This is a genomic window from Streptomyces sp. NPDC050738 (genome assembly GCF_040654175.1).
Lineage (GTDB): Bacteria > Actinomycetota > Actinomycetes > Streptomycetales > Streptomycetaceae > Streptomyces.
The window spans coordinates 116871-134962 of the sequence record NZ_JBFAHN010000004.1 but is presented as its reverse complement, the minus strand read 5'-3'; the positions used below and the strand labels follow the sequence as shown (position 1 = coordinate 134962).

Annotated in this window: 18 protein-coding genes and 1 tRNA gene; 11 read left to right on the top strand and 8 right to left on the bottom strand. The window is 70.3% G+C overall.

The window, feature by feature from the left end:
* Window positions 1-143 precede the first annotated feature (143 nt).
* Window positions 144-854, top strand: a complete 711-nt coding sequence (locus tag AB0H78_RS12260) for an HAD-IA family hydrolase (protein ID WP_363234266.1) — start codon at window positions 144-146, stop codon at window positions 852-854.
* A gap of 23 nt (window positions 855-877) precedes the next feature.
* Here AB0H78_RS12260 and AB0H78_RS12255 read toward each other — a convergent pair whose 3' ends face one another.
* The 4 genes from AB0H78_RS12255 to AB0H78_RS12240 form a co-directional block, all read right to left on the bottom strand.
* A complete protein-coding gene (locus tag AB0H78_RS12255; RefSeq protein WP_363234265.1) occupies window positions 878-1555 on the bottom strand; it encodes a response regulator transcription factor in 678 nt (225 codons plus the stop codon).
* Window positions 1548-2204: an ATP-binding protein gene (locus tag AB0H78_RS12250; RefSeq protein WP_363234264.1), complete on the bottom strand. Its 657-nt coding sequence runs from the start codon at window positions 2202-2204 to the stop codon at window positions 1548-1550. The genes AB0H78_RS12255 and AB0H78_RS12250 overlap by 8 nt, the downstream gene beginning before the upstream one ends.
* 202 nt (window positions 2205-2406) lie before the next feature.
* Window positions 2407-3180: a glucose 1-dehydrogenase gene (locus tag AB0H78_RS12245; protein ID WP_363234263.1), complete on the bottom strand. Its 774-nt coding sequence runs from the start codon at window positions 3178-3180 to the stop codon at window positions 2407-2409.
* 133 nt (window positions 3181-3313) lie between these two features.
* Window positions 3314-3973, bottom strand: a complete 660-nt coding sequence (locus tag AB0H78_RS12240) for a ScbR family autoregulator-binding transcription factor (RefSeq protein WP_363234262.1) — start codon at window positions 3971-3973, stop codon at window positions 3314-3316.
* 287 nt (window positions 3974-4260) lie between these two features.
* Between AB0H78_RS12240 and AB0H78_RS12235 the strand changes: the two genes are divergently transcribed.
* Complete coding sequence (locus AB0H78_RS12235; RefSeq protein WP_363234261.1) at window positions 4261-5202, top strand: ScbA/BarX family gamma-butyrolactone biosynthesis protein; 942 nt, start codon at window positions 4261-4263, stop codon at window positions 5200-5202.
* On the opposite strand, the gene AB0H78_RS12230 is transcribed toward AB0H78_RS12235, so the two are convergent.
* Window positions 5199-6611 (bottom strand): MFS transporter, encoded by a 1413-nt coding sequence (locus AB0H78_RS12230; protein ID WP_363234260.1) that lies wholly within the window; start codon window positions 6609-6611, stop codon window positions 5199-5201. The genes AB0H78_RS12235 and AB0H78_RS12230 overlap by 4 nt on opposite strands.
* A gap of 230 nt (window positions 6612-6841) precedes the next feature.
* On the opposite strand from AB0H78_RS12230, the gene AB0H78_RS12225 reads away from it, so the two are divergent.
* Genes AB0H78_RS12225 through AB0H78_RS12210 form a run of 4 tightly spaced genes read left to right on the top strand, consistent with a single transcriptional unit; the run spans window position 6842 to window position 10537 of the window.
* Window positions 6842-7765, top strand: coding sequence for an ATP-binding cassette domain-containing protein (locus AB0H78_RS12225; protein ID WP_363234259.1), 924 nt, complete (start codon window positions 6842-6844; stop codon window positions 7763-7765).
* The gene (locus AB0H78_RS12220; RefSeq protein WP_363234258.1) at window positions 7762-8556 is read left to right on the top strand and encodes an ABC transporter permease; all 795 of its coding nucleotides are present in this window, start codon (window positions 7762-7764) and stop codon (window positions 8554-8556) included. Before AB0H78_RS12225 ends, AB0H78_RS12220 begins: the two co-directional genes overlap by 4 nt.
* A gap of 17 nt (window positions 8557-8573) precedes the next feature.
* Window positions 8574-9848: a histidine kinase gene (locus AB0H78_RS12215; protein WP_363234257.1), complete on the top strand. Its 1275-nt coding sequence runs from the start codon at window positions 8574-8576 to the stop codon at window positions 9846-9848.
* Complete coding sequence (locus AB0H78_RS12210) at window positions 9845-10537, top strand: response regulator transcription factor (protein WP_363234256.1); 693 nt, start codon at window positions 9845-9847, stop codon at window positions 10535-10537. The genes AB0H78_RS12215 and AB0H78_RS12210 overlap by 4 nt, the downstream gene beginning before the upstream one ends.
* 23 nt (window positions 10538-10560) lie before the next feature.
* Here the strand turns inward: AB0H78_RS12210 and AB0H78_RS12205 are convergent, their stop codons facing one another.
* Complete coding sequence (locus AB0H78_RS12205) at window positions 10561-11226, bottom strand: pyridoxamine 5'-phosphate oxidase family protein (RefSeq protein ID WP_363234254.1); 666 nt, start codon at window positions 11224-11226, stop codon at window positions 10561-10563.
* 197 nt (window positions 11227-11423) lie between these two features.
* Between AB0H78_RS12205 and AB0H78_RS12200 the strand changes: the two genes are divergently transcribed.
* On the top strand, window positions 11424-12698 hold the full coding sequence (locus AB0H78_RS12200) for a hypothetical protein (RefSeq protein WP_363234253.1): 1275 nt from the start codon (window positions 11424-11426) through the stop codon (window positions 12696-12698).
* Between the two features lie 14 nt (window positions 12699-12712).
* Here AB0H78_RS12200 and AB0H78_RS12195 read toward each other — a convergent pair.
* Window positions 12713-12786 (bottom strand) — tRNA-Thr (locus AB0H78_RS12195).
* Between the two features lie 181 nt (window positions 12787-12967).
* Between AB0H78_RS12195 and ugpC the strand changes: the two genes are divergently transcribed.
* From ugpC to AB0H78_RS12180, 3 genes are all read left to right on the top strand, one after another.
* Window positions 12968-14104 carry a sn-glycerol-3-phosphate ABC transporter ATP-binding protein UgpC gene (gene ugpC, locus AB0H78_RS12190; RefSeq protein ID WP_363234252.1) on the top strand — a complete coding sequence of 379 codons (1137 nt, stop codon included), beginning with the start codon at window positions 12968-12970 and terminating at the stop codon, window positions 14102-14104.
* A gap of 195 nt (window positions 14105-14299) precedes the next feature.
* Complete coding sequence (locus AB0H78_RS12185) at window positions 14300-14716, top strand: hypothetical protein (protein ID WP_363234251.1); 417 nt, start codon at window positions 14300-14302, stop codon at window positions 14714-14716.
* Window positions 14717-14747: 31 nt separating this feature from the next.
* On the top strand, window positions 14748-15479 hold the full coding sequence (locus AB0H78_RS12180; RefSeq protein WP_363234250.1) for a nucleotidyltransferase family protein: 732 nt from the start codon (window positions 14748-14750) through the stop codon (window positions 15477-15479).
* A 70-nt stretch (window positions 15480-15549) separates the two neighbouring features.
* On the opposite strand, the gene AB0H78_RS12175 is transcribed toward AB0H78_RS12180, so the two are convergent.
* A complete protein-coding gene (locus tag AB0H78_RS12175; protein ID WP_363234249.1) occupies window positions 15550-17118 on the bottom strand; it encodes a DoxX family membrane protein in 1569 nt (522 codons plus the stop codon).
* Between the two features lie 183 nt (window positions 17119-17301).
* On the opposite strand from AB0H78_RS12175, the gene AB0H78_RS12170 reads away from it, so the two are divergent.
* Window positions 17302-18084 carry a sulfotransferase gene (locus AB0H78_RS12170; RefSeq protein ID WP_363234248.1) on the top strand — a complete coding sequence of 261 codons (783 nt, stop codon included), beginning with the start codon at window positions 17302-17304 and terminating at the stop codon, window positions 18082-18084.
* Window positions 18085-18092 lie beyond the last annotated feature (8 nt).

Here is an 18092-nt window from a genome sequence, read left to right as displayed (position 1 = left end):
GAAACACGCCGTCGGCACCTACGAGGCATTCCTGCGGCAGGCGGCGGCCGGGCACCGATCCGGTACCGGAAGTACCGGGTACCGCGTTTATCGGTACCCGGCGGCCCATGGAATTCCGGGCGTCCCCGCCTAGCGTTTTCCCCATGACGACGCAGCGTGCATTCGACCGACATCGTGGGGCGGGCTCCTCTTCCCCCCTCGCGATCTGGACCGACTTCGCCGGGGTGCTCACCCCGCCCGTCGACGTCACCTTCAACGCCTTCGCCGACCAGGTCGGTGTCCCCCTGTACGCCCTCAAGGAGGCGATGCGCGTGGTGGGCGCGGCCCACGGCACCGACGCGATGGGGGTGATCGACATACCGCTGCTCTCCGTGTCGGCCTGGTCCGACGCGCTGGAGACGGAGTTGGGCGCGACCTTCGGTCTCGTGGCCGATCTGGAGCACTTCGGCGACCAGTGGTTCGCGGAGCGGCCCACCAACACCGCCTGGGTACAACGCCTGGAGAGCTTCCGCGCCCGGGGCGCGTTCGTGGGGCTGCTCGCCGATCTGCCGCCGTCGTGGGAGCGCCACCGCCGGCTCATGGTCGACGACTCGCACTTCGACGACATCGTCTGCTCGTACGCGGTCGGCAGCCGCAAGCCCGAGCCCGAGATCTTCCGGCTGGCGGCGCAGCGGTCGGGAAGGGCCCCGCACGAGTGCGTTCTGGTCGACGACCTGGAGAAGAACGTCGCCGGTGCGATCGCGGCCGGGTGGCAGGCCGTGCTCTTCCACGACGCCGACCAGGCGGCCCGCCAGGTGAACCACCTGATGAACGCCGCGGCCCCCTGCCCCGCAGCCGTGCACGCCCACGCGTGAACCGCTCAGCCACCGGGGGGATTTCAGGACGCGAGCGGTGTACGCCGGGCGGGCTGGGCCCTGATCAGGGAGAGGTCCACCGCCTTGTTCACCGCGTCCAGCCTGGAGACGGCACCGAGCTTGTCGAAGGTCTTCCGCAGATGGCGCTTGACGGTGCCTTCCGTGATGCCGAGCCGTGCACCGATCTGGCGGTTGCTCAGCGCCGTGGAGACCAGGGTGAGGACCTCGGCCTCGCGCTCCGACAGCCGTTGCACCGGGGTGGACCGCGGTCCCTGTGGCCGTAGTTCGCCCGGTGCCATCGAGACGGTGACGACGCGCCGGCCGGAGTCGGCCCGCTCGCGGATGGCGGCGACGAGCGTGGCACGGCTGACGCTCTTGTGCAGATAGCCGTGCACGCCGAGGGCCAGGAGGCTCCGTACCAGGAGGGGGTGGTCGTCCATGCTCAGGATGATGATGCGCATCCCGGGCCGGCGCAGCAGGAGTTGGCGGACGGTGGCCACGGGGTCCTCGTTGTACGGCATCTGGATGTCGAGCAGTGCGACGTCCGGGTCGAGCAGGGCGGCCTGCTGGAGGGCGGCCTTCGCATCGCCGGTCTGGGCCACGACCTCGAAGTCGGGTTCGGCGCCGAGGAGTTCGCACAGCGCCTCGCGGAGCAGGGTGTGGTCGTCGGCGACCAGGATCCTGGTCCTGTCCTCAGTCATGACTGACTCCGTTCTCCTTGATCGGTACCCAGACGGTGACCCGGGTCCCCCGGCGGGGGGCGGAGGTGAGTGCGGCGGTGCCGCCCAGGGCGCGGGCGCGTTCCACCATGCCCAGCAGGCCGTTGGTCCCGCCGGCGGTGAGCAGCAGGGCCGGGTCGAAGCCGGCTCCGTCGTCGGTGACGACGGCATGGACCTCGTGCGGGGCGATGGTGAGGTGAGCGGTCAGCACGCGGGGCCGGGCGTGGGCGAGGGCGTTGCGCAGCGCCTCGCGGACGATGAGGAACACTTCCCCCGCGATGTGCTGCGGCACCCACTCCGCGCTGCCGTCGACCCGCACCTGGGTGCGGAGCCCCTCGGGGGCCATGGTGTGCAGGAAGTCCTGGAGCGCGGTTTCCAGGGAAGGCGGGGCGGTGGGTGCCGGACGGCGCAGACCGGTGGTGATGTCCCGTGCCGCGCCCAGAGCATCCAGCACTGCGGCCCTGACCCCGGCCAGGCGTTCCCTGTCCGCGGGGGTCAGACCGGTCGCGGTGAGGTCGAGGAGTTCCAGGCGGCGAAGCGCCAGTGCCAGTCCGCCGCCGATGCGGTCATGGACCTCCCGTGCGAGCAGGGTACGGACCTCCGCGTGGGGTCCGGCTCCGATGTGTCCCACAGGTGCCTCCTTCGATGCGCTCACCTTCGACTCGACAGATAGAACAATACAGAGCGCTCGCTATGTTTTCTATCGTGCAGAGACGTTTTTACCTCCCCATGAATCAGGGGCTCACAGCACTGACGCCCGTGACCAGCCATTTCTCGGCGGCACGGGCGCAGGCAACATCAAAACGAGCGTTCTGTATCTTACGATGCGGACACTAGATGGCGGTCCAGCCGCCGTCCACGGACATCGAGGAGCCGGTCACGAACGACGCCCGGTCGCTGCACAGCCATGCGGCGGCCTGGGCCACCTCGGTGGGGTCGGCCATCCGCTTCTGTATCGCGCGGGCGACGAACTCCTTCTCCAACTCCGGTGAGGTGTCCAGTACTTCGCTCATCATCTCGGTCAGGGTGTTGCCCACGACCAGGGCGTTGACCCGGATCCCCCGCTCGCCGTACTCCGACGCGGCCGCCTTCGTCAGACCGATCACCGCGTGCTTGGACGCGATATAGGCGGCGGAGGCTCCGGTGGCGACCTGTCCGGCGACGCTGGAGGTGTTCACCACCGCCCCGCCGGTCCCCGATCCGAGCATCACGGGTATCTGGTGGCGCATGCAGTTCCATACGCCGCCGACGTTGACGTCCAGGGTGCGGGCATAGGTCACGTCGTCGGTCTCGTGCAGGAGATGACCTGCGGTGGCGTATCCCGCGTTGTTGAACGCCGCGTCCAGCCGGCCGAAGGTCTCGGCGCCGGACTTCACCGCGCGCTCCACATCCGCCGAACTGGCCACGTCCCCGGCCACCGCCAGCGCACGGCCCCCTGCGGCACGGATCTCCTCGACGACATCCTGGAGCCGGTCCTCGCGCCGCGCCATCAGCACCACGGCCGCCCCTTCGGCGGCGAACAGCCTGGCCGCGGCCCGCCCGATCCCGCTCGAAGCGCCGGTGATCATGGCAACCTTGCCCGTCAGCATCTTCTGCTCACTGCTCATTGAACTCTTTCTGCAGGTGCGCACAGCGCTCGGCCCCGACGGCATGCGCCGCCGGGTTCTCTGATGGTCACCGGGTGGAAAAGAGGGGGTGGAGAAGGAGCGGGCCCGGCCCCCGGTGCCGGGCCCGCCCCCGTCAGCTCGGGCTCTCGGTCCGGGCGGGAAGCCCGTCGGCGCCGGCTCCGGGCAGGAAGCCGGGAGGCACCCTGACCTGGGTGCGGGCCACGACGGCCGGCATCGCGATGCCCGGCATCAGCAGTTGCCACATACGCCGGGTGCGGTCGGGCAGATCCCGCCGACCGGACACCACGTCGGCGTACATCTGGATGCCCGTACACGCGCCGACGACGAACTCGGCCACCTCGTCGGGGACGATGCCCGCCTGCAACTCGCCCTTGTCCAGGGCGACTTGCAGGCAGCCCTGCATGATCTCGCGCCACTCCTCGTAGGAGGACTTGTCCTGGGTCGCGTGCTCGGTGGCGAGTCGGACGCCCGCGCGCAGGATCGGATCCACCTGGAGCTGGTACGACCAGAGCATCGTCAGGTCGATCAGCCGCTGCAGCCCCTCCGACTCCAGCAGGGGGACGATCGACTGCGGCTGCGAGGTCATCACCGCGCGCGCCAGCGCTTCCTTGGAGTCGAAGTGGAAGTAGAGGGCGCCGGCGGTCACCCCCGCGCGCTTCAGGATGCTGCTGATGGTCGCCCCGGAGAAGCCCGATTCGTCGAAGACCTCCGCAGCCGCGCGCAGGAGCGACTCCCGCGTCTGCACAGCTCTCTCCTGCTTCGGCTTGCCCATGGCAACCTCCCATAAAAAAAATAGAACGCTTCGTATGTTACGTGGGTGTTCCATCGAGTGCCAACCCCTGTGCACACCCGACTGTTTCGTTCACCACGCAGGTGCGTTTTGTCCACACAAGCCCATGTTGGAGACACTTCATCCCCAACTTCCATAGGGTTTCATGGGGCAGCCTTTACCTGGCGATGGCCTAAAACAAAACGCGCACTCTTTATGTTTGGCCCCGCGGCCAGCGCCGCTCGCCTCACCTGCCGGGTCCAACGCATCAGATTCCAGGGGGAACTCCAATGCCCATCGCCACCCAGCACACCGAGATACCCGCCCAGGGCGCCACCCCGGTGTCCCGCGAGTACGTGCACAAGCTCGACGAGGCCGAGGTGCTGCTCACCTCCTGGCGCCCGGTCGCACCGGACATGTACGTCGTCACCGCCCGCTGGCCCCGTCACCACAGCTTCTACGCGGCCCGCAACGGCCTGCACGATCCCCTGCTCCTCGCCGAATCGATACGCCAGGCCATCCCGCTGCTCAGCCACGTCGCGTACGACGTCCCCTTCGGGCACCGCCAGTCCTGGAGCCACTTCACGTACTCCCTCACCCCCGCCGCCCTGGCCGCCGGCGACGCCCCGGCCGAGGTCGAACTCCACATCGCCTGCCTGGATGTGATCCGGCGCGCCGGACGCCTGGCCTCGATGACGATGCAGATCAGCATCTGGCGCGACGGTGCCCTGCTCGGGACCGCACAGGCCGGCTTCCTCAACCTCTCGCCGGCGATCTACCAGCGGACGCGCGGGGAGTACGCCGACCTCGACCGGTCCATCGCCAACGCCGTACCGCTCGCCCCTCCGATGCCCCCGGCACGCGTCGCGCGCGAGGAGTTCGCCGATGTGGTGCTCTCCCCCACCGACACCCCGAACCTCAGCCAGCTGCGCGTCGACCTCTCCCACGCCGTGCTCTTCGACCACCGGGTCGACCACGCACCGGGCATGCTGCTCCTGGAGGCCGCCCGCCAGAGCGCACACGCCGCGACCTTCCCCAGGCAGACGGCGGTCGTCGGCATGGAGACCGTCTTCACCCGGTACGCCGAACTCGACGCCCCCTGCTGGATCCAGGCCGACCCGCTCCCCGACGACGAAGCCGGCCGCGCGCGCGTGCTCGTCTCCGCCCTGCAGAACGACATCTGCATCTTCTCCACCGTCGCCACACTGGAGACGGTCCCGGAGAACCGCTAACGCGCCGACGCCGCCCGGGACATGAGGGGCCGGTCCAGCAGAGTCATCGCGAGCACCACGGCCCCGACCGCGATCAGCACACCCCCCAGCAGGTGGAGGTGGCGGTCCGTGACCCCATGGTGGAAGGCGACCCCGGTCAGCGCGGCCGAGGCGCTGGAGCCGACGTAACCGAACGTACGGAACAGACCGGAAGCCGTGCCGATCTGCTCGGCCGGGGCCTGGCTGTACAGCGCGGCCTGATTGCCGATCATGGTGGTCCCGACGGTCACCCCGAAGACCAGCATGACCGCGACGATCAGGATCACCGGGCTGTGGCCGTCGAGGAACAGAAACCCTGTCGACCCGACGACCACACCGACCGCCGCGACGATCAGCGGGCCGCGCACCAGATTGCGGCGCGAGAGCGGCCAGGACACCAGCGCGGCGACGGCCCCCATCGGGAGCAGCAGCAACCCGGCCTCCTGAGTGGAGATCCCCCGGCCGGTCTCCATCCACTCGGTCAGTCCGTACATCACCGTGTACGCGGCCAGCGGCGTCAGCGCGGCACGTATATAGGTGCGGGTCAGGGCCGCATTGCTGCCGAGCCGGCGGACATCGAGGAACGGAGCCGGGGTCCGCAGTTCCCACCACACCAGCGGCACGGCCGGCACGACCGCCGCACCGAGCACGACCCAGTCGGCGTCCGGCAGCCCCATCAGGAACACCATCAGAGCCGTCATGATCGCGCCGAAGCCGACGATGCCGGGTACGTCGATACGGGTGGCGACCTCCCGCAGGGTCCGCCGGGGCGTGACCGGGTCGGGCTCCACCCAGCGCACGGCCATCGCCCACGCCACGAGCGCGACGGGGATGTTCACCAGGAAAGCCGCCTGCCAGCCGAACCCGCCCACCAGGAGCCCGCCGATGGGCGGTCCGAGCGCGGCCGTGGCCATACCGGCGATCGCGAGTCCGCCCAGCACACCGCCGGGCGGCGAACCCAGGCCGGCGCCGGCGGCCCGGCGGCGTATCAGGATCATCGCCGCGGGATACCCGGCCGACGTGCCGAGCCCGATCAGGACCCGCGCCGCGACCAGCACGGCCATGCTCCGGCCGCAGCTGCCCAACAGCCCACCGCAGAGCACCAGTCCGATCCCGGTCAGGAACACCCGCCGCGGCCCGAACTCCTCCGACAGTTTCCCGGCGGTCGGCTGCGCGACCGCACACGCCAGATAGAGGCAGGAGACCAGCACCACCGTGCTGCTCACCGACACGTGCAGGGCATGCGCGATCGGGACCAGCGCGGTCGCGATCACAGTGCTGTTGACCGGATTCAGCGCCGCCCCCACATAAAGGGGAGTGGTGAACTTCCAGTGGAACGGATCCGCGCCGTCCTCCCTGGCCCGTACGGACCGAGGCGCCGGCGCCGTCATATCGCGCCGCTCACAGTGCCGTCCACAGCAGCCCCCCGGCCAAGTGCGGCCCGGAGCACGGGGAGATCCGGGCCGGGTCCTGAAAGATCGTGACGGAGCATACCCCTGCCCCCGGAACCGCCCGCCGGTACCCGAGGCGGCCCACGTGGTACCCGGGTACCACGAGCGCCCGCACAGATCCGGACGGTGGTCCGACGCCCCCTGCGGCCCGTCTCCGTAATTTCGTATCCATGATTCGAGCTGAGCGACTCACCAAGAAGTACGGCGAGCGGACCGCCGTCGACGGGCTCTCCTTCACCGTCAGGCCCGGCACGATCACCGGCTTCCTCGGACCCAACGGAGCCGGCAAGTCGACCACCATGCGCATGCTCATCGGCCTCGACGCACCCACCTCGGGCCGGGCCACCGTCGGCGGTCGCGCCTACGCCGCGCACAACGCCCCGCTCACCGAGGTCGGCGCGCTCCTCGAAGCGCGGGCCGTGCATCCGGGGCGCAGCGCCCGCGCCCATCTGCTCGCCCTCGCCTACACCCACGGCATTCCGGCCGCACGCGTCGACCATGTCCTCGATCTGGCCGGCCTCACGGGCGTCGCCCGCAAGCGGGTCAAGGGGTTCTCGCTCGGGATGGGGCAGCGCCTGGGCATCGCGGCGGCGCTCCTCGGCGACCCGGCCACCGTCATCCTCGACGAGCCGGTCAACGGGCTCGACCCGGAAGGCGTGCTCTGGGTGCGCAACCTCCTCAAATCCCTTGCCGCAGAAGGCCGTACGGTCCTCGTCTCCTCGCACCTGATGAGCGAAATGGCGCTGACCGCCCACCACCTGGTGGTCGTCGGACGCGGCAGGCTCCTCGCCGACACCACGGTCGAGCAGCTCGTACGGGATGCCGGCGGGGCCACCGTCAAGGTCGTCACGCCGGACGCCGACGTGCTGCGCGGCGCCCTCCCCGGCGGCCTCACCGTCGCATCGACGGCCGCCGACACCCTGGAGATCCGCGGCCTGGACGCCCCGGCGGTGGGCCGGATCGCGGCCGCGCACGCCGTCGCCCTGCATGAACTGACCCCGCAGGCCCCGTCGTTGGAGCAGGCCTTCATGGACCTGACCCGCGACGCCGTCGAATACCAGGCCGTCAACACCCTTGAAGGGGCAGCCGTATGAGCACCGCAACGCTCCCGCAGACCGACCGTCCCGGCTACGCGCTCACCACCCCCCGGATCCTGCGCGCCGAGTGGCACAAGCTGTGGTCGCTGCGCTCCACCTGGATCACCGTCCTGAGCGCCTGCGCCATCGTGCTCGCCGTCGGCATCACGATGGGCTCGACGTACGACGGCGACGACGCAGACGTCGACACCGTCCTGTTCGTCCTCTACGGCTCCACGCTGTCGCAGATCATCCTCGCCGTCCTGGGCATCCTGGTCACGGCCGGCGAATACGCGACCGGCATGATCCGCTCCTCCGTCGCCGCCGTGCCCCGGCGGCTCCCCGTGCTGTGGGCGAAGACGACCGTCTTCGGCGCCGCCGTCCTCACGATCACCCTGGCCACCAACGCCGTCACCTTCCTCACCGCCCAGATCTGGCTCGGCGACACCGACAAGGCGGCCTCCCTCACCGACGCAAACATCCTGGCCCCGCTCGTCGGCAACGCCGTCGGCACCACGCTGCTCGCGCTGACCGCACTGGGCCTGGGCGCGCTGCTGCGCTCCGTACCCGGCGCGATCGGGGCGCTCATCGGCGGCATCGTGATCCTGCCCGAGGTCCTTTCGACCCTCCCCTGGGACGGGATGAAGGACATCGTCACGTACTTCCCGACCCAGGCCGCGTCCGCGCTCGGCACCCACACCCCGATGGGCGACGAGGCATCGACGGCGGGCGCGCTGATCGCGCTGGTGGTGTGGGCGGGCGGTGTGCTGGCACTGGCCGCCGTATTCCTCAAGCGACGCGACGTATGACGTACGAGGATGGCGTGGTGAGCACCTCAGGATCACCACAGGGCGACGCGCTCACCAGGAGCTTCAGGCGACTGGTCGAGCGCGTTCGCGCGTTCGACGTACGGCGCCCGTGGGTGTGGAATCTGACGGTCGCCGCCTGCTGCATGATCGCCACGCTCACCGACGCGACGGCGGGCTGGCAGAACACCGCCCGCAATCCGGACGCCGACCAGACGCTGGTCGTCCTGATCGCGATCGGCATCGCGCTCCCCTTGTACTGGCGCAGGCGCCACCCGCTGCTCGTACTCGCCGCGACGACCCCGGCGCTCGCCGCCGACAACTGGTCGGGCGCCCTGCTCCAGACCGCGCTCCTGACCATGCTCCCGGTCTTCAACCTGGCGCTCAGGGCCCGGATCCCGGTCCTCGCCTGGTCGGTGCTCCTTCTCGTGGCCCCCATCGTCCTGGCCACGCCCGGCATCCCGCACGCCGACTGGAACCGGGAACTGGTCCCGCAGTTGTACGGATACGTGCTCGCGTCGGCGGCGGGCATCGCCGTACGCGCACGGCGCGAATCCACCGAGGCCCTGATGGAGCGCGCCCGCCGCCTGGAGGTCGAGCGCGACCAGCAGGCCCGCCTGGCCGCCGCAGCCGAACGCACCCGTATCGCACGGGAGATGCACGACATCGTCGGCCACCACCTCTCCGTGATCACCGGCCTGGCCGACGGCGGCTCCTACGCGGCCGCCAAGCGCCCCGAACGCGCAGGACAGGCCCTCACCGCGATCTCCGCCACCAGCCGCGAGGCCCTGGCCGAACTCCGCAGACTCCTGGGCGTGCTCCACGACGACGACCAGCCGGGAAACGACGCCGAACTCGTCCCGCAGCCGGGCCTGGACGACCTGGAGCAGCTGCTGGAAGGGGTCCGCGCCGCAGGCCTCCCCGTACACCTCGCCTACGAGGGCGAGCGGCCCGACGGCGAGTCGTCCGGCCGCCAGCTCACGGTCTACCGCGTGGTCCAGGAAGCCCTCACCAACTCCCTCAAGCACGGCCCCGCGTCGGCGGCCGAGGTGCTGCTGCGGCAGACCCCGACGGCACTGACCGCCGAGATCACCGACTACGCAGCGGCCACCCTCGCCTCCGCCCACGACGAGGGCCGAGGCATCACAGGGATGCGCGAACGGACGGCGATGTACGCGGGCACACTCGAAGCGGGCCCGCGCACAGACGGCCGCCCGGGCTGGACCGTACGCCTGACCCTGCCCACGCCCGCCCCCCTCGCCTCCCCCAACCCGACCCCGGAGCACCAGAGATGACGCCGCCCCCGCCCTCCGCATCCCCCACCTCCGTGCTCCTGGTCGACGACCAGCCCATGCAGCGCTTCGGCTTCCGGATGCTCCTGGAGAGCCAGGACGACATGGCGGTCGCGGGCGAGGCGGGCGACGGCGCGGAGGCGGTACGGCAGACGGCGGCGCTCCGGCCGGACGTGGTCCTCATGGACATCCGCATGCCGGGCCTGGACGGAATCGAGGCGACCCGCCGGATCGTGGAGGCGGGCGGCCGCACCCGCATCCTGATCCTCACCACCTTCGACCTCGACGAGTACGCGCACGCGGGCCTGCGGGCGGGCGCCTCCGGCTTCCTGATCAAGGACGCGCAGCCGGAGCAACTCCTCGCGGGCATCCGCTCGGTGGCGGCGGGCGACGCCGTGGTGGCCCCCGCCCTGACCCGCCGCCTCCTCGACACGTACGCCCAGAAACTCCCCGCCCCCGGCAGCGCGCCCACCGGCCCCGACCCCCGCCTGACCGCACTCACCCCACGCGAACTGGACGTGCTCCGCGCGATCGGCGGTGGCTGGTCCAACACGGAGATCGCGGAACGCCTGTTCCTGTCGGAGTCGACGGTCAAGACCCACGTCGGGAGGGTGTTGTCCAAAACAGGCGCCCGCGACCGGGTCCAGGCGGTGATCCTCGCGTACGACACAGGCCTGGTGACCCCGGCCTGAACGCGGCGCGCCGGCAGAGAACTTCAGCGGTCCTGGCGGAAACGGTGGACGGCGGGGTCGTACTCCGGTGCGGGGAAACGGTTGCCGGTGATGGCGTCCGGCAGGGGCATCCCCGGGGACGTGGTGAGCGGGATGAAGCCGGCCCACGTCTCGACCTCGTCGTCCTTGGGCTCGTCCCGGGCGAAGCCCGCGCGGGTCTTGATCGAGAACTCCTCGATGGGCATCGTGAGCACCGCGGTGTAGTGCGCCTCCTCGGTACTCGGCCGCCGGGCCGCGCGGGGCCCCGTGAGACGTCCGGGAACGACGCTCTCCACGACACGGCCGAGCATCTCGGCACGCTCCTCGGCGTCCTCGATGGCACGGGCCCGCCCGAAGACCATGACGGAACGGTAGGCCGCCGAGTGGTGGGAGGCGGCCCGGCCCAGGATGACGCCGTCGATGAGGGTGGCCGTGACACAGACCGGGATGCCCGCAGCGGCGGCGGTGATGAAGCGCCCGTAGGCCGAACCGTGCAGGACCAGTTGGTCGCCCTCACGCATGTGCAGCGTGGGGATGACGACGGGCCCTTCGTCGGTGGTGAAGCCGACATGGACGGCGAGAGCCTCGTCCAGGATCGCGTAGGCGTCGGCACGGTCATAGGTGACCCGCTCGGGGTAGCGCTCGGCGGTGGTGCGCGCGGAAGGTGACATAACGGACACCGTAGGCCGCGCGGCCTCCCGGAACGCGCACCACACCGCCGGACCGCGGCGATGGCCGCGCGGGGGCCGTCGGGGCCGGGCTCCTGCGCCCCACGGGCCCGTTGCAGGCGTCACGTACGCTGGTGCACTCATCAGCCAGGGGTGCGACGCACCCCTATCTCACCTCGTACGGGGTGAGAGGGGGGACCATGCGGCACAGGCCGTTCTTTCGCTGGGTACTGACGCTCGGCGTCGTGGTGTTCGGCTGCTCCGCGTACCTCTACGCCTCGTATCCCGACACGCGGCAGACCGACCTCACCGTGATCAGCGAGCAGCACGACGGCCGGTGCACGGTCCGCTGGAACGACCCGTACCACGACGGCGGCCGTCAGCGTGAGGGCGCCTACCACTGCGATCCGGACCGCGATGCGCTGCTCAAGGCACCGGGCTACGACCCGGACACGGCATACGGCTGGGACACCGCCTTCATGTACACCGAAGGCCCGCACAAGGGCGACCTGGAGCCGTCGGACCTCGACGAGGAAAACCGCTTCGCCCTGTCCGACGAGCTCGTGCTGCTGGGCGTGGCCCTGATCGCCATCGGCCTCATCGGCGGAAACACCCGCGCCGCGATGCGCCTGTCCGGCGCACACCCGAAGACCGTGGCGCGAGCACGGAAGCTGTACGAGGCGGCCGACCAAGTGGTGCGGGACCAGGCCCAGGCCTGCGAGGCCGTGCGTACCGCCTGGAACGCACTGCGCCGCGAGCAGATCGAGGCAGAACTGAGCGCCGTTCCCGTAGCGCATCTGTTCAAGGAAGCGGCGCCCGACGGCACAGCGGCCCAGCACGCGGAGACGGCCGGCGCCCGCACCGCGCGCGATGTACTCGAAGCCGGTGTGCTGGGTCTGGAACAGATGGGCCTGGGCCACCGCTCCGCCGAACGCCTCCATGCCGCAGCCCGCCACCGCGCCCAGAACATCGAGGCCGACCTGACGGTACGCATCGACCCCACCCGCTCCGGACCGCACACCGCCGCGCTGCTCACCGCCCTGCACGTCCTGCAGCAAGCCGGAACCGAGGCCCACCGGACCGCCCGCACCGGCGCGGAACTCGCCACCGCACTCGAAGAAGCCCTCACCGAGGCCGAACCCGCGTCCAGCTACCTGAACATGCTGCGCGGCGGCCGCGACCAACGCGAGACGGCCCGCGCCGCAGTCACCGAACTGCGCACCCTCATGGCCACTGCCGACCGGGACGGCCTCCCGGCCCGTTTCGCCCAGGCATCGGTCGACCTGCTGCGCGCACCGGACGACCGGAACGACGCCCTGTCCGCGCGAGTGGATTTCGAGAGCAGCACCGGTCAGTACTACAGACTCCTGGCGCAGGTCGTGGACGGACGCACACCCCTACAGGTCACAGGCGACCTCCCCGAAGGCCCCTGCGTCGTCCCGGCACGCAAAAAGGCCAGGTCACGGGCTGTGTGACCTGGCCTTCTCAGAGCCCCCTATCGGATTCGAACCGATGACCTACGCATTACAAGTGCGTTGCTCTGGCCAGCTGAGCTAAGGAGGCAGTCCGGAGCAGTGTAACCAACCCCGGCACCGCCCAGCTCCGGAATTTGGTGTGCCCTGGACTACTGACAGACCGGAAAACGCCAGGTAGCGTCTCGGACCAGTTCACCCGTGTGGACTACACCACTCACCTTTACTCGGATCGTCCGGCACGTTCCTGCCGGTGAAGGAGCTACGCGATCATGGCAACTGTTTCGTTCGACAAGGCGACCCGGATCTACCCGGGCTCCACCAAGCCCGCCGTCGATGGTCTGGAGATCGAGGTCGAGGACGGCGAGTTCCTCGTTCTCGTCGGTCCGTCCGGCTGTGGCAAGTCGACCTCCCTGCGCATGCTGGCCGGTCTCGAGGACGTCAACGGCGGTTCGATCCGCATCGGTGACCGCGACGTCACGCACCTGCCGCCCAAGGACCGGGACATCGCCATGGTGTTCCAGAACTACGCGCTCTACCCGCACATGTCCGTCGCCGACAACATGGGCTTCGCCCTGAAGATCGCCGGTATCAACAAGGCCGAGATCCGCTCCAAGGTCGAAGAGGCCGCGAAGATCCTCGACCTCACCGAGTACCTCGACCGCAAGCCGAAGGCGCTCTCCGGTGGTCAGCGCCAGCGTGTGGCGATGGGTCGTGCCATCGTGCGTGAGCCGCAGGTCTTCCTCATGGACGAGCCGCTGTCGAACCTCGACGCCAAGCTCCGTGTGTCGACGCGTACGCAGATCGCGAGCCTCCAGCGCCGCCTGGGCATCACCACCGTGTACGTCACCCACGACCAGGTCGAGGCCATGACCATGGGCGACCGCGTGGCCGTGCTGAAGGACGGTCTGCTCCAGCAGGTCGACTCCCCGCGCAACATGTACGACCGCCCGAAGAACCTCTTCGTCGCCGGCTTCATCGGCTCCCCGGCCATGAACCTGGTCGAGGTCCCGATCACCGACGGCGGTGTGAAGTTCGGCAACAGCGTCGTCCCCGTCTCCCGTGAGGCGCTCGACGCCGCCGGCGAGCGTGGCGACCGTACGGTCACCGTCGGTATCCGTCCCGAGCACTTCGACATCGTCGAGCACAACGGCGAGGCCGCGAAGTCCCTCACCAAGGACACCGCCGACGCCCCGGCCGGTCTGGCCGTCGCCGTCAACGTCGTCGAGGAGCTCGGCGCCGACGGTTACGTCTACGGCTCCGCCGAGGTCAACGGCGAGCACAAGGACCTCGTGGTCCGCGTCAACGGCCGCCGCGTCCCCGAGAAGGGCACCTCGCTGCACGTCGTTCCGCGTCCGGGCGAGCTCCACGTCTTCGCGACCTCGACGGGCGAGCGTCTCAGCGACTGACGCACCCCCGCTTCAACTGGTGTCTGCGGCCCCGCACTTCGGTGCGGGGCCGCGGTCCGTTGTCGACAAATACCCCGGCACACCCGTCATTTCGAGCTCTGTTCGTCAACACCGATTCGAAAAAGGGAGTCGAACCATCCCTCGGGAGAGTGACTAAATGTCGCCAAATCATCACTGGCCGCTACGCTCACTCGCGTGACCACCACAGCCCGCCGAATCGGCCGAACTCTCGCACTCGTCCTGCCCGTCGCCCTCGTTCTTTCCGGGGCGCTCGCGGTCACCCTCGTACCGTGGGCAGGCTCATCCTCCTCCTCTGCGGCGTCCCTCACGGCGTCTTCGCAGAATGTCTCCGTACGCGCGAAGGCCCGTACCCCTCAGGACCTCCTGCGCGACAAACTCCTCACGGAGCTCCAGGAGTCGAGCCCGTCCGTGGCCCTCACGCACCTCCAGCGCGAGGTCGAGCGGCGTCCCTCGCTGGCCGCGCACTGCATGGACATCGCCCGTTCGCTGGGCCGCGCCGCCGTCCAGCGCTACGGCCCCACGCGCGCCCAGTCCTACGCCCGGCCCGTCTGCGACACGTCCTTCGCCTTCGGCGTCGCACACCAGCGCTGAGGAACTTTCCACCGGCGCATAGGGTGCGCCCATGACGACCACTGATCCTCATGCGCACGCGCTGCCCACGCAGGCCGTGGTCCTGGCGGGCGGCCAGGGCTCGCGGCTGCGCCCGTACACCGACGACCGCCCCAAGCCGATGGTCGAGATCCCGGGCACCGGGACCCCGATCATCGGCCATCAGCTCGCCTGGCTCGCGGCCGAGGGCGTCACCGACGCCGTCGTCTCCTGCGGCCACCTCGCCGAGGTACTCCAGGACTGGCTGGACTCGGCCGATCTGCCCCTGAGCGTGAAGACCGTCGTCGAGACGGAACCGCTGGGCCGCGGCGGCGGCCTCAAGTACGCCGCCGCGCACCTCCCCCACCCCGACCGTCCCTGGTACGCCACCAACGGCGACATCTGGACGCGTTTCTCACTGCGCGAGATGGCCGCCTTCCACGCCGAGCGCGATGCGACGGCGACACTGGCCCTGGCCCGACCGCGTATCCCCTGGGGCGCCGTCGAGACGAACGAGTTCGGGCATGTACTGGACTTCATCGAGTCCCCGCCCTCGCCGTATCTGATCAACGCGGGTGTGTACGTCTTCGCGCCGGACTTCGCCTCCCTCCTCCCCGACCGCGGCGACCACGAGCGGTCCACCTTCCCGCGCCTCGCGCGCGAACGCCGCCTGGCGGGCTATCCGCTGCCGCACGGCGCCTACTGGCGGGCCATCGACACTGCCAAGGACCTCACCGAGGCGGCCAAGGAGCTTGCGGGGAAGTAGCCGCGGACACGAGGGGCCCCCGGCGCGGAGATCGCGCCGGGGGCCCCTCGTGTGCGTACCGCGTACCGCGTCAGCCGAGGAGGCCGCCGATCGGGTTCTGGTTGCCGCCGCTGTCCCCTCCCGAGGACGAGCCGCCGCCGGACGACGAGCCGCCACTGCTGCTGCCGCTGCCCGTGCCGCCCGACGACGTCGGACCGGAGCTGCCGGACGCCGGCGGGGGCGGTGCCTGGTGGTGGGTGGGTGCCGTGCCGCTGCCCTGGGTCTGGCTCGGGCTGCTGCCCGCCGTACCCGAGGCGGTCGCGCCCGCCGTGGCGGCCGGGGCCTTGTGCCGGGCCTTCGCGCCGGCGGAACCGGTCGCCGACGGCGAGGGCTTCTTCTTGGCGCTCTGCCGGGACGGGGACTGCGAGCTCGGACGGTCCTCGGGGAGCGTGAGCCCGGGGAGGTGGTTCGTCGGGTCGGTGTTCGGGCCGGGCACGGTCACGACCGTCGAGGAACGGACCGCTCCGCCCAGCATCGAGCCGATCAGGAGGGTGAGTCCGACCACGAGCGAGGCGACGAGCGTCCCGCGCCGCAGCACCCGCCTGCGCAGCTGCCACAGCTCGGAGCGCGGGCCGAGCTTGCGCCAGGCCTCGCCCGCGAGCCGGCCGTCGAGGGAGTAGACGGGGGCGCCCGCGATGATCAGCGGGGACCAGGCGGCGAGGTAGATGACATCGGGGGCGTCATAGGCCGCCGTACGCCAGCTGACCGTCACCAGGAGCGCCGCGGAGAGCAGCGCCCCGAAGACGCCCGCCAGGCGCTGCCAGAGGCCGAGGACGGTGAGGACACCGACGACGACCTGGAGGAAGGCGACGGTCAGGCCGGCACCGACCGGGTGGGAGAGCGCGAAGTCGCGCATGGGCTCGGCGAGGGCCCAAGGGTGCAGCGAATGCAGCCACTTGACCATGGAGCCGCGCTCGCCGCCGTCGAAGTAGACGGGGTCGCAGAGCTTGCCCATGCCCGCGTACACGGAGATGAGGCCGAGGAACACGCGGAGCGGCAGCAGCACCACACCGAGGTTCAGCCGCCGGTCGGGGTAGAAGGCGTGCGCGGGGCGGTGCGCGCCGTGCTGATCGCCGGCGTGGTCGCCGTGATCGCCGCGCTCGCCGTCGTCGAACTCGTCGTGTTCGTAGGGCTCCTGGTGGTCGTACGCACCGACCGACTCCCGCATCCGGGGCAGCAGCGTCGTCGCGTCGGCCTCCGGGGCCCGCGCGCCGACGACCAGCGGGCTCTCGCCCTCGTCGAGGCTGATGCGCGGGATGACCTGGGTGGCGCCGGTGTCGTACGCCTCGTAACGCGGTTCGTCCGCCGAAGAGTTGCGTACGGCCTGGAGCAGTCCGCTCGCCCCGGGGTCGCCCGGTGCGGACTTCCCGCTCCAGACGACGGGGGCCCTGCGGCGGCCGCTCGAACCGCCGCTGCTCGCGCCGGCACTGCTCATCGCGGGGATCCTGGCCGTGTCCGCCAGGCTGGGGCTCGGATTCGGTGCGAGCTGCACCCGGAAGCTGGCGTGGTTCACGATGACCTGCGCGGGATCGCAGTCCACCTTGACCATGCTCAGGGCCGGCTGCTCGTCGAACCGAGGCGTTCTGGTGTCCACACTCATCTAACCGAGTGACAGAGGTTTAGGACACTGCCTTGACCGGATGGAAGTGTCCGAGACCCGTCAAGATCGTTCATCGAGTTCTCACGGAACCCTCAGCGGCCGCACAGGCTCGCGTTAATCCGGGCTCAGGAACGCGCCCTAGAAAGGAATGGATCCACTGCCCGTGACCGAGGAGGAACGACCATGCCGGTAAGCGACCCGCGCCTCAGGGCCGCGGTGCGGCGGGCTCGCAGGGGGTTGTACGCCCTGAACCTGCCCGGCGGCCGCCCGCCCCGCGCCGCGCCCGCCCCGACCGGGCAAAGGCTGGTCCCCGAACCGGTGTTCGTGATCTCCTCCGTACGGTCCGGCTCCACGCTGCTGCGCGTCCTGCTCAACAGCCACCCCCGCATCCGCGCCCCGCACGAGATGCATCTGCGGACCCTGCAGGTCGACCAGACCATGCCGTACACCAAGAACGCGATGACCCAACTCGGTCTCGACCAGCAGGAATTGGAACATCTCCTCTGGGACCGGGTGCTCCACCGCGAGCTGGAGCACAGCGGCAAGGACGTGATCGTCGACAAGACTCCCGGCAACGCCCTGGTCTGGGATCGGCTCCACGAGGCCTGGCCGGACGCCAAGTTCCTCTTCCTGCTGCGCCATCCGGCTTCCATGGTCAGCTCGTTGATCAACGGCCGCCCCGACCGCGACCCGGCGCAGACCGTCGCCGAATTCAGGAGTTACGTCGACGCCGTCGAGGACGCCGGCGCCACGACCCGTGACATCTGCGGCTTCCTCGGCGTCGAGTGGGACCGGCGGATGCTGCAGTACGGGAAGAAGGACCACGGCCCCTTCAAGGCGTTCATCGGTGACTGGAGCGAGAACATCAAGTCCGGCTCCGTCCAGCCGGCCCGCGCCCTGCCCGCCGCCGCCGACGTCCCCGAGGAGCTGCGTGCGACCGCCCGCGGCTGGGGGTACGCATGCTGAACCCGGTC